This window comes from Cytophagales bacterium (genome assembly GCA_019456305.1).
Taxonomy (GTDB): domain Bacteria; phylum Bacteroidota; class Bacteroidia; order Cytophagales; family VRUD01; genus VRUD01.
Window position 1 is genome coordinate 16,229 of the sequence record VRUD01000061.1, and the last position, 12,050, is coordinate 28,278.

9 protein-coding genes are annotated in these 12,050 nt (G+C 38.0%); 2 read left to right on the top strand and 7 right to left on the bottom strand.

The genetic code is table 11. The features are described 5' to 3' along the window. Window positions 1–286 precede the first annotated feature (286 nt). From FVQ77_12740 to FVQ77_12765, 6 genes are all read right to left on the bottom strand, one after another. Complete coding sequence (locus FVQ77_12740) at window positions 287–1,735, bottom strand: hypothetical protein (GenBank protein MBW8051181.1); 1,449 nt, start codon at window positions 1,733–1,735, stop codon at window positions 287–289. A 70-nt stretch (window positions 1,736–1,805) separates the two neighbouring features. After that, a complete protein-coding gene (locus FVQ77_12745; GenBank protein ID MBW8051182.1) occupies window positions 1,806–2,852 on the bottom strand; it encodes a hypothetical protein in 1,047 nt (348 codons plus the stop codon). Window position 2,853: 1 nt separating this feature from the next. Further along, window positions 2,854–3,297 carry a TerB family tellurite resistance protein gene (locus FVQ77_12750; protein ID MBW8051183.1) on the bottom strand — a complete coding sequence of 148 codons (444 nt, stop codon included), beginning with the start codon at window positions 3,295–3,297 and terminating at the stop codon, window positions 2,854–2,856. 383 nt (window positions 3,298–3,680) lie between these two features. Beyond that, complete coding sequence (locus FVQ77_12755; GenBank protein ID MBW8051184.1) at window positions 3,681–5,264, bottom strand: FMN-binding glutamate synthase family protein; 1,584 nt, start codon at window positions 5,262–5,264, stop codon at window positions 3,681–3,683. A gap of 204 nt (window positions 5,265–5,468) precedes the next feature. Then, entirely contained in the window at window positions 5,469–6,695 is a 1,227-nt protein-coding gene (locus FVQ77_12760) for an ABC transporter permease (GenBank protein ID MBW8051185.1), read from the bottom strand. Between the two features lie 338 nt (window positions 6,696–7,033). Continuing rightward, complete coding sequence (locus FVQ77_12765) at window positions 7,034–7,444, bottom strand: ribosome-binding factor A (protein ID MBW8051186.1); 411 nt, start codon at window positions 7,442–7,444, stop codon at window positions 7,034–7,036. Between the two features lie 137 nt (window positions 7,445–7,581). On the opposite strand from FVQ77_12765, the gene FVQ77_12770 reads away from it, so the two are divergent. Together FVQ77_12770 and FVQ77_12775 are read left to right on the top strand one after the other, a co-directional pair. Then, the gene (locus tag FVQ77_12770; protein MBW8051187.1) at window positions 7,582–9,096 is read left to right on the top strand and encodes a hypothetical protein; all 1,515 of its coding nucleotides are present in this window, start codon (window positions 7,582–7,584) and stop codon (window positions 9,094–9,096) included. Window positions 9,097–9,217: 121 nt separating this feature from the next. Next, complete coding sequence (locus FVQ77_12775) at window positions 9,218–9,808, top strand: DNA-3-methyladenine glycosylase 2 family protein (GenBank protein MBW8051188.1); 591 nt, start codon at window positions 9,218–9,220, stop codon at window positions 9,806–9,808. Between the two features lie 51 nt (window positions 9,809–9,859). Here FVQ77_12775 and murB read toward each other — a convergent pair whose 3' ends face one another. Then, entirely contained in the window at window positions 9,860–10,948 is a 1,089-nt protein-coding gene (murB, locus tag FVQ77_12780) for a UDP-N-acetylmuramate dehydrogenase (GenBank protein ID MBW8051189.1), read from the bottom strand. Window positions 10,949–12,050: the final 1,102 nt, after the last annotated feature.

The following is a 12,050-nucleotide window of genomic DNA, read 5'->3' on the forward strand; positions in this document are numbered from 1 at the left end:
CCAAAAACACTTTTTAGAGTGGACTCAAAATTCAAATCTCATCCCGCAATATGCGGGACAAAACAAATCTTCAACAATACTGTCATTGCGAGCCAGGGGTAGACTAAAGGGTTGGAGCGAAGTAATCTCTTAAAACAAAGGCAGAATCTTTTATCAAGAGATTGCTTCGTTCCATCACTATACCCTGCCCAGAGACTCGCAATGACAGGTGGTATTTCAGGAGATTGCTTCACACTATCCCATACCCCTACCCTAAGGCTCGCAATGACAGGTTGTGTTTGATGTTTTAAAAGTATTTAGGATGTTTGGTAAGGCCGGATCGTTTGATGGGGGTAAAAGCCATAGATAAATTCACAGAAACGTCTATACCTGTACCTAATTTGTCATAAACTAATGCCGTTAAATTATCTGATCCTACCCCGACCTTTATTCCACCAACTATTAATGAGAAGAAGGCACCGAGTGCAAGATTGTTATATCCTCCCACAGCGGCTGAAAATCCAATATCAAATACTTTGTGAAAATCATGGTTATATGCGATGCTAAAAAATGGTTTGGTAGTAGTCCCTGGCATATTGTTCAGTCCCTGGATATAAGTAATAAAAAAGGCATTGGATGTAAATTCTATATTCTTTTGTATATCAATCCTTGTTTTGCCCTTTGTAGCAGTTTTTAATTCTGCCTGTATCATTATTCTGGCTGCCGAAGGCACAAAATAACTACCTCCCGGAACAGGTTCAGGCAGGAACAAAGAACCTATTGAATCTGCCTGTGATTCCAGTTCAGGCTCTCCCAAAAAGTTACTGATTATCAATCCTTCGTAGCGTATCAATCCTTTTTTCTCATACGAAGTAATATCGTTAACATATTTTACACCTCCTACATCCAACAGGCTGACAACTACCTCGAAATTTTTGTTAAAAAAAACAGAGACACCGGCATCCATTCCAAAGCCGTTGCCGTTATAATTGAAAGGTGAAAAATCGCTCATTCCTGCAGTTTTTAGCTGGTAATCATAGTCTATGTCAATATAGCGTCCTTCTGAATCGGTTGTCATATCTAATTTACTTTTAGGCATCAATATGGAACCCATTCCCTGGATATATTTAGCTCTGAGCCCCACCCGTACGCCAAATCCATCCCGGCTGCCTGTTACAGGAAAGGCGGTTCCAACCACGTATGCTCTTGTATAATTAGCATTTAAGCTAAGCGGTCCCAATTCAACCGTTTCCCCTCTGAATTGCTCATTCCCTTTCCATGCTAATTTCATAAGGGTTTTTGTAAAATCAAAATTCATGGCAAATTTATCCACTACAGAGAATGAAAAATCATACCGTTTATCTCCCTCTTTATTAACGATCTGAAATGCTATGCCCAGAACCTGGAAATCCTGTCCTGCACCAAACAAATTATTATCATGAAATTTATTGATCAGATTTTCTACAAATGCTGAATCCGGAACAAAGTTTGTATCATTGATCGCTTTGACGCTCCCATAATCCAGTGCATTATTCGCTACCCACAAATAATAATTCAATCCTACGTGAAGATAATCATACCCCAAATCAAGCTCCGAAGGCTCATATCTTGCCGCATTTATGTCACCGTGATTGCTATAGGTGGTGGAGACGTTGTATTGGGCTTTTGAAGAAGTGGGCAGTAGCAGGGGCAGTAGCAGTAATATAGCCAGGTATCTATGTTGAATTTTTTTTCTTATATTATTCCGTTGTTCCATTGTTCTATTGTTTTATTCGTCTGACCACTTTCCTGCCCCTTTTCTAACGCTTAGTGGTCTGACGAAGGTATTAATTCAATTTAACCTTTATATCACCAACTACCTGAAGCTTAACTTTATGTTGTTTTTTAAATATTTGTGTGCCGGGCCCGGGAATGATAAATTGTGCATAAGTGTGTAAAAATTTGGCGTTTTTTATATTTTCGAATATCTTTATTATATCTATTTCGATCCTTACTGAGTCAGCTGCTGGAATGGTTTGAGTTGAGCTAAATAACGAATCTAATATGGTGGTCTTGCTTTCATCATAGAAGTAACCTTGCAGATTAATTTCAACAGGCAATTCGTTGTTAATAAAATTTATAAGCATTCCTTCCTCTACATTCGTACTCAAAATATCTCCTTCAAGATTAAAGTCTGTTGTATCTGAAATAATAAAGGTATCTGGATTGGCAACTATGGAATTGATCTTGATGGCGTTAAGATTAAATTCAATGCCTATGTAATGCGCTGAGGTAAAAGTTGTAGGATCAGGAATACTGTCAGTAATAAAATTACTTATGGTTATCTCAAAAGTGCTTCCTACTGTAAAAAGAAATAGATCTGAATTTCCCTGAAGGTTTAAAACAGGATCCATAGTATATGAAGTGAAAGGTAGAATGTCGGATTTTAGGCTATCATATAATATAATGGAACCATCAGCGCTGTCTTTAATCACTATGATACCTCCTGCTTTTATGGTTAATGGTGATTGATTATCAATAACATAAAACATTTCACCACTGTCAAAACTAATGCTCTCAAAAGCATCTGAAGCCGAAAATGTTTGGGGAGGTAGTTCAAATAGTTTAATAGATGGAACTGAAGGTAAAGGAACACCATCCTGGAAATTAGGGACAATGGAACTCAACTTAAATTTCAGAGGCAGGCTGATATCATCGAATTGGGTTATCTCTTCCAGCGTCATCTCGGTTTTAACCAACGGCCCCAATAGATCTACTTTCCATGTTAAGCTATCCAGACTGCCTGGGTTGAAGTTGCAGGCCCCGTTAGATAAAATTAATGCAGCAAACAAAAATGAACGAAATAATTTCATACGTATTTTTATCTGAGACATTTTAATAGATAATATTTTCCTGAACCAAAAACTCACTTAAATGTTCTTTTACGGTTTCTCTGTCAACTCCGTCATCAACAGCGGTAACCAGGGCTTTTACCAACTCCCCCACAATATGAGGTTTAAACCTGAGCCTTTTGGCTATTTTGCAGCACAAGCTTACTTCTCTTTCATCAACCTTTTTATCTGCAAGCATCATACAAACAAGATCATATATCTGTTCCAGCCGTTCTTTTGGATTCATAGGTACGATAAATGTAAGTGTTTTAGGGTGTTTTACGATCCTATCCAGCTCCTTTTTATCCATACCCTGCTGCTTGCCGAGCTTGTAAAGAAAGTCTCTTTCTGACTGCACGAACTCTTCATCAACCCATGCTAATGAGAGCAAGTTGTAGAAATGGGCTTTATGCCGTGCATCTTCAGTATTTTCAAATAAATGAGGCATTTTTATTTACGATTTACGATTTACGATAAAAGATTTAGAGGATTAGAATATTTGCTGTTATATAGTTTTTTATTTAAGTCTATTAACAATCAATGGCATAAAATTACACATTAAAAATTTAATAATCAAAAAATTGTAGAAATAAATATTAGGGCATCTCTAAAAACTACATATTTTTTAAAACACACCCCTTGCCCCTCTTGATAGAGGGGAATATATGGTGTAGTTTTTAGAGATGCCCATTATGTAACCAATCAGTCTATTACAACTCGCCCTGTTGTTTACCCTACCAATTACGAATATTTACTATTCATCCGTAATTCGTAGGGAGTATTTGTAATCAGTTATTGTTATTTAGTAAAATATTGTCAACTGTCAATTGTCTACTGTCTACTGTCTACTGTTTTCAACCCTCCTAAGAATTCACATTCAGCCAACGCTTTCATATCACTAAAAGGCACAGGTACTTTTCCATACCCATAAGCAGCTTTGAGCGATTGTGTGCTGTTATTATCTCCCATGCTTAAATCCACATCTTCCATGGTCATCTGGCAAGGGTGTTCGTAGCCGCAGGCATGCGTAATTTCCAGCATTTCCTTGCGGCAGGTTTTTATGTAGTTGTAAAATCTTTCTGATTTTAATGTAGGATTCAGACCTGCCTGCAGCCATCTATTGTGCGTGGTAACACCAGTTGGGCAGGTGTTGGCATGACATACCTGGGCCTGGATGCATCCAATAGACATCATGGCCTCTCTTGCTACATTTATCAGGTCTGCACCCATAGCAAAAGTCGTCAGGGCATTGGCAGGGAATCCTAATTTCCCTGATGCAATAAATACTATTCTTTCAGTGAGCTTTTTTTCCAGAAATATTTTATATATATTACTAAATGCAAAAACCAGCGGCAGTGCAACATGGTCTGCAAAAGAAGGAGGCGCTGCACCGGTTCCACCCTCCCCTCCATCAATCGTAATAAAATCAGGGCCTTTGCCCGTTTTTACCATCAGGTCAGCGAGCTCATGCCACATATCCAATTTACCTACCGCTGATTTAATACCGACCGGAAGCCCTGTAAGCCCGGCAAGCTTTTCAATAAATTCCATCATTTCAGCAATATTTGTAAATGCCGAGTGATTGGGTGGAGACAATACGTCCTTTCCCAATGGGACATTGCGCGTCTGAGCAATTTCTTTTGTGATCTTGGCAGCAGGCAATACACCTCCTTTGCCGGGTTTGGCGCCTTGTGAAAGTTTTATCTCAATCGCTTTGATGAAGGGATTTTTTGAAACCAATTCTTCTGCTTTTTCAAAAGAAAAATTTCCTTCCAAATCCCTTACTCCAAAATAACCGGTGCCAAAATGAAAGACAACATCAGCGCCATGACAGTGGTAAGGTGAAAGGCCCCCTTCACCTGTATTGTGATAGCAGCCTGCTTTTAATGCACCTTTGTTGAGCGCTGTAATGGCGTTTGCAGACAACGAGCCAAAGCTCATGGCTGAAATGTTTACCACTGAATAAGGGCAGAATGGTTTCTTTCTATGATTATAGTTGCCCATTACCTTGGCACAGGGCAAAAAATTGTTGTCTATAAAGTTAGGATGATCCTTTTCAATTCTATAGGGGAACATAGCGGGTTTGATAAATATATAGCCGTTACCAAAAATATCTTTGTCACTGCCAAAACCTTCATAATTATTTTGTCTTTTTGAAGAAGCATAGATCCATGATCGTTGCCCCCTGTTAAATGGCAGTTCATCCCTGTTGCTGGCCACAATGTATTGTCTTATCTCCGGCCCTACACTTTCCAGAAAATACCTGAGACGCCCCACTAAGGGATAATTATGCCTTATGGTGTGCTTTTTACTGAAAAATATATCCTGTATGGTTAGGACTAAAAGAATACCCAAAATGGCTAACAGGATTTGCCACCAGGTGATTTGGGTAATGATGTTGGTTAGGGTTTCCATGAGAAAACAAAAATGCCTAAAATTAAAAAGTTGTAAAGTTAAAAATTAAAAGATACGAATTATATGAATTTACACAAAAAAATTAGTGCCCGCCTGCCATAAGCCTTTAGCGGGCAGGTAGGCCCTTGGCGGGCAGGTAATTAGTGAAATTCGTGTCAAAAAAAGTTTTATACGAAAATAGTGTTCATCTGTAAATAATTTGTTTTAATACAGATTACTACTAATATCAACTCTAGCCGCCCTGATCGCAGGGCCATAAGAAACAATGAGTGTAATGATGAAAATAGTGATGCCTGTGTAAATAAAGTCAGCAAGCTGCATTTTAACAGGATAAGCATCTACGATCGAAGTTTTCATTCCCATTGATACGATCCCGAAAGTTTGCTGTGCCCAACAGAGGGTAAAGCCTAAAATTAATCCTAATCCAGCTCCTGCTAAACCAATAATGATGCCTTCGGTAAGGAAGATTTTTTTAATGATTTTTACAGGGGCGCCCATAGCAAATAAAATTGCCACATCCTTTTTCTTTTCAATCACAAGCATTGTAAGCGAAAAGAAAATACCAACGGAAGCAAGGGCGAGAATAACTGATAAAGTCAGGGTTACAAAAAATTTCTCAATTTTTATTGCTCTTAACAGGCTGGCGTGCTGTTCATCACTGTTTTGGACTAAATATTTATTTCCCAATTTCTCCTGTATTGCTTTTTTTACTTTATCTATCTGAACGTAACTTTTTGTTTTAATTTCCAGGGATGTTCTTTTGTTATCATATTCAAATAATTGTTTTGAAAAATCAAGCGGTACGAAAACATAACGATCATCATACTGTTTTTCAATGGCGAATGCAGCGCTCGCCCGGATATTTTTCCTGTTAAATGCTTTTTCAGGGTTGAGACTCAAGGCTTTTTTCGTCTTCGGATACCAAAATTGTAATGGGTAAAGACCGTCATCTAATGATACTGACAATATATATTGAACACCCCTCCCGATTATCGCATAGTTGATACCCTTCTTATGTAGCATATAATCACCTTCAACGATCATGGAGTCTAAATGATTCTGATAACTGAAGTTATCGCTCACGCCTTTTAGCTTTACAACCATTTGCCGGTCCCTGTATTTTAAAAGTGCATTATCTTCTATCACTTCTGTGATAACAGCTACACCTTCTACCGAGCTGATTGAATCCAAAAATAGCTCATTCACTTCAAAGGATTTCCCTTTTACTGCAGTTACCCTGATCTCAGCGTCAAATGTATAATAGATATTACGGATGAGGCCTTCAAGGCCGTTAAACACCGATAAGGCTGCTACAAGCGCTATGGTTGCTCCGGCTACACCAGTCATAGATAAGAAGGAAATAATATTGATAAAGTTTTTTTTCTTTTTTGAAAAGAAATATCGTTTTGCTATGAAGAATGAAGTATTCATAATAAGTTGACAGTAGGCAATAGACAATAGACAATGGACAATAAGACAATAGATTAATTGTTTTTTTTACGTGTATATTTTTCAGGATAATTTATCATATGATTTAACATTTTACCAATCTCGTGTTCTTTTTCAAACCAATCATTTTTAGTTTTTTCAGAAATATATTTACACGGTTAATTCTTTAAATTTAAACATAATATTCTATTATAACTTGATTGCAATTGTCTTGTTTATTGTCTATTTGTCTATTGTCTACTGTCCTTTGTCTATTGTCTACTGTCCTTTGTCTATTGTCCTTTGTCTATTGTCTATTGTCTACTGTCAATTGTCAACTGTCAATTTTCTTCCGGTGGAATATTCAAATTTGAAAGCAATTTATCAATTTTTGAAGCATATTCACTGGTATCATCACTCCAAAAAACTAATTCCGGGATTTTTTTGACCTGGTCCTTTATACGTATTGCGAGCAATTGCCTGATCCGTTTTCCGTTAGCATTTATTTTTTCAATAATAGCGTCAGGCGTGTCCCCATCCTTTCCGGGTTTTTCCACTTGAGACTCCTTATTATCCTGCCCGCCAAAGAGCAGTAAACTAAGATAAACATCCGCAATTTTCAGATCAGGGCTTACTTTTACCAAAGTAACTGTAATTAGAATATTTTTAAACAGGTTTTGACACTCTTGCTGAAAAATACAGCTCAATTCTTTTTGAATAAGCCGGGCAAATTTTTGTTGTCTTTTGATCATATTTGGAAATTAGAAATTTGTATTTTCCCAATTTTATTTTCTAAAAGTTGTAATTTTGTAATTTTTCACTAATATAGTTGTTCTGTTTATTAATTGCAATTTCTAATTACTATTTACCAATTTCTATTTTCTAAATTATGATAAGTTATTTCAGAATAAATGATCCGTTTCGCATTGCTGGTTTATTGATACTGCTGGCTTTGATAAGAATACCTATGATGGTGATGGGCACTCCCCTCACCATACCCGAACTCCATTGGATGTTGATAGGTGAACGGATGGGAAACGGATACTTAATCTACAGAGATATCTGGGATAGCATTGCACCGCTTTCAGCAGTTTGTTATTGGTTGATTGATATATTATTTGGCAAATCAGTAATTGCCTTCCAGGTTATAAGTGCTTTTATAGTATTATTTCAGAGTGTTATCTTTAACAGGATAATGAGATTAAACGATGTCTACCTGGAAAGAACATACGTGCCCGGACTCATTTATATTGTCGTGAGTAGCATTTTTTTTGACTTTTTTACTTTGTCACCTGGCTTGCTGGGTATCACCTTTTTAATTATTCCTTTACGCATTCTTTTTAATCTGATCCGCAAAGACAGGAGCGATGAAAGTATATTAAAGCTGGGTTTTTATATCGGTATTGCTACTTTGTTTCATTTTCCTCTTTTTGTATTTGTTTTACTCGCAATTTTTTGTTTGTTGCTTTTTACAGGAGTTGGTTTGAGGAGCTACTTGCTACTGCTTTTTGGTTTTCTATTACCAATTTGTCTTACCACTACTTTCTTTTTTTGGTTTGATGCTGTAGGGGAGTTTTACCGCATGTTTATCGGTTCATTTTTTTCATTACAAAAAATTTATTTCCTTAGTTATAAAGGTGTTTTAATATTGCTTGCTGCACCTGCTGTTATGTTATTATTTGCACTCTTTAAAGTTTTTACTTCCGGAAAATTTCAAAACTATCAGGTAAAATGCAGGCAAATAATGTTTGGGTGGTTGATACTTGCAACAGCAGTGTGTGTCTTTTCAATCCTGGTTGCTCCATTTCAAATCATCATTTTTATTCCTGCTGTGGCTTTTTTCGGTGCACATTATTTTTTATTGATCAAAAAAAGATGGATCACTGAATTAACTTTTTTTGCTTTTTTCCTGACCATCCTGGTTGTAAATTACAAAAGTCTGAAAGGAACTATAGAATCAATAAATATTGACAAATTATTAGTTACCAGCCCCCCTTTAATCCCCATGGGAAAAGAAGGAGGTGAGAGAACCAGCCAACCCCTACTACCGCCTGGGGGGGAAGGGGTTGGCAAAGTCCCCCCTTCGGGCCTGTCCCGTACCTTTGGTCGGGAGGGATTTAGGGGGGCTCCGATTCTTGTATTGGGTGATAATATTGATCATTATAAAGGGAACTCATTAGCTACACCTTATTTGAATTGGCAACTATCAAAAAGACATTTTAATGACCTTGATAACTATGCCAATATATTTGGTATTTATCAAAACTTTAAAAATGACCTGCCGGATTATATTATTGATGAGGAGGGAATCGTTGAGAAGCTGTTTTACAGGATACCATTGTTAGGAAATAAATATATCAAGAGTGATTTGGAAAATGTGTATGTGCGAAAACAAGATAAATAGTGGGCATCTCTAAAAACTACATATTTTTTAAAACACACCCCTTGCCCCTCTTGATAGAGGGGAATATATGGTGTAGTTTTTAGAGATGCCCTAGTAATAAATGGAATCAGGTTACAATAATATTATCAAACATTTATCAAATGATGCCATACTGAAAGACATTATTAAAAAAGTAGGAGCCATTAAGCCACATCTCAATAATGATATTTATTTGTATTTGACCGAATCTATTATCGGGCAGCAGTTATCTTCAAAGGTTGCAGCTATAATTTATAACCGTTTTACAGACCTTTTTGATAATAATTACCCGGAACCCGAAAAAGTACTTGCAGTTGATTTTGATGTATTAAAAAGCGTTGGCTTATCCAGGCAGAAAGTAACCTACCTTAAAAATGCAGCAGCATTTGCAATAGAAATATCTCTGGAGTACAATAAGCTGAAAACAATGCCAGACGAAGCGATTATTAAATATTTAACTCAGATCAAGGGTGTAGGCAGGTGGACTGCAGAGATGATATTGATGTTTCCCTTGAATCGTTCTGATGTTTTTCCGGTAGATGACCTGGGTATACAAAATACGATGAAGCAATTTTATAGAATTGATAAGACGGGAAAACTATTAACTGAAGATTTGAAAAACATTGCCGAAAAGTGGAAGCCATACCGCACTATAGCGTGTAAATATCTTTGGGAGTATGTCGATGGCGCATAGAGCATGGCCCCGCCAGTTGGCGGGGCTATGCTCCATGCGCCATGCGCTCAGTCATATCACATTCACCTCATTTTTTAACACAATCCCAAATTTTTTCTTAACCGAATCTTTGATCTTCATTGCAGCCTCATTGATCTCCTTGCCGGTAGCTTTTCCATAGTTGACTAAAACCAGCGCATGATCTTTATATGTGCCTGTATTGCCGATCCTTTTTCCTTTCCACCCTGATCTTTCTACAAGCCAGCCGGCCGGAATTTTTACATTACCATTTCGGAGAGGATAGCTCACAATATCAGGATATCGTTTTTTAATTTCTAAAAACAATGATCCCGATACATCGGGATCAATTTCAGGATTTTTGAAGAAACTTCCGGCATTTCCAATCTCTGCAGGGTCGGGTAATTTACTTCTTCTGATTTGGCATACAGCCTCTCCTATGGCACGGATAGAAAGCTCTTGCGCATAGCCCCGCCGGTAGAGACGTCCAAATTGGGCGTCTCTACCGGCGGGGCTATGCGCTTCATTCATTTCTTTTAGCGCTTCTTTTATTGCACCGTATGAAACATTGAACTTTGGCTTTTTATTTAACTTAAGCGTTACAGAAGTAACCACATATTTGTTTTTTAATTCATTTTTAAATATACTGTCCCTGTAACCAAATGCACATTCACTATTTGTGAAAATTCTCATACTACCATCCTTGATACTTAACGCCTCAAGTTCTTCAAACACTTCTTTTAGCTCTACTCCATAAGCCCCGATATTCTGAATAGGTGCCGCTCCAACCAGCCCCGGAATTAATGAGAGATTTTCTATGCCTGCAAAATTATTTTCAATACAATAAGTAACAAGATCGTGCCATACCTCCCCTGCCCCTGCTTTGACCCATACATGGTTGGCATCTTCTTTAATTAATTCCATCCCTTTAATTGCGATCTTAATGACAATGCCTTCAAAGTCACCGGTAAACAAGATATTACTCCCGCCTCCAAGAATCAATTTAGGGATGCTTTGATATTCCAGAGATGTAATTACTGATCTTAAGCCGGTAAGATCCTTAACTTCAGCAAATAGCTTTGCCGCTGCATCAATACCAAAAGTGTTATAAGTTTTTAAGGAAAAGTTGGATTTAATTTGCATGTTAATAAATCAAGTACATCCAAAACTACTGTTAAATTGCATAAATAATCTATATAATTGAATTTAAGTCCAAAGTCCCAAACTCCAAGACCCAAGTCCCAAATTCCAAGTCCCAAGAAAAAAAATACTCAATTTTTTCATAAATGAAAAAAACTGCCTCCATATTTTTACTTTTTACTTTTTACTTAAAAGCAGAAGATATAAAATGACATCTACAGCAAACTGCAATAACCTTTCACAAAGATCGTTTTTCTTATTCATTTTCTGTGCTGTTTTTTATCCTTTGAATTTGGGACTTGAGACTTGGGACTTGGGACTTACATCATCCTCCTCACCTTCCTCCTCAACTGCCTCCTGAACAGGCGCTTCATCAGCTTCCCGGCTTTTTCGTGCAGGGGGTAGAGGCACAGGGCCAGCAGGAAGTTGGCGGTGAGCTTCCAGGCGGGTGCGTTGGCGGAGATTGCCTCAATGTAGGGATCCATAAAAACGATGGCGGTTTCAAACAGCAGCAGGAAGGGAATGGTTGTTGCGATCTGTATCACGGCTTCGGGGAGGACGAGGCGGCTTAGCAGCATCATTAGTGCCAGTGCTAAGATAAAGCCCACCAGCACTAATGTATAACCGATCTTATCTTCCCTTGCCTTTTGGATGTGGGCATTTTCCGCTTCCTGCTCTTCTTTTTGCCTGAGTTGAAAAGCCGCAATCTTCATCTCGTGCCTCGTCTCTAATGAGCCTATTTCCTTGCTCTTTTCTTCGTTGTACAGCGTGTCTTTGGCGGTGTCGTATTGTTTGTAATGCTCCAACGCAAGCTCATAGCGGTGGGTTTGGGTGTAGAGCTCGCTGAGGGATTTGGCAATCTGCATTTCAATATTCAATACGCCAATACTATCTGCAAGCGCCAGCGCTTCTTTCAGGTACTGCTCCGCCTCCCTGTATTTTTCCTCCTTTAATTTTTTATCCGAAAGCGCCTTTGCCTGTGAGGTGTAAAGGGAGCCGATGTTGTCGAGGTTTGCTGCCATATGTGATTTTAACCCCAATTCTTTGTCAATTTCCAATGCCTCAAAGTAGTGTTTCAATGCGCTGGCGTAGAGGGAATCTCTTC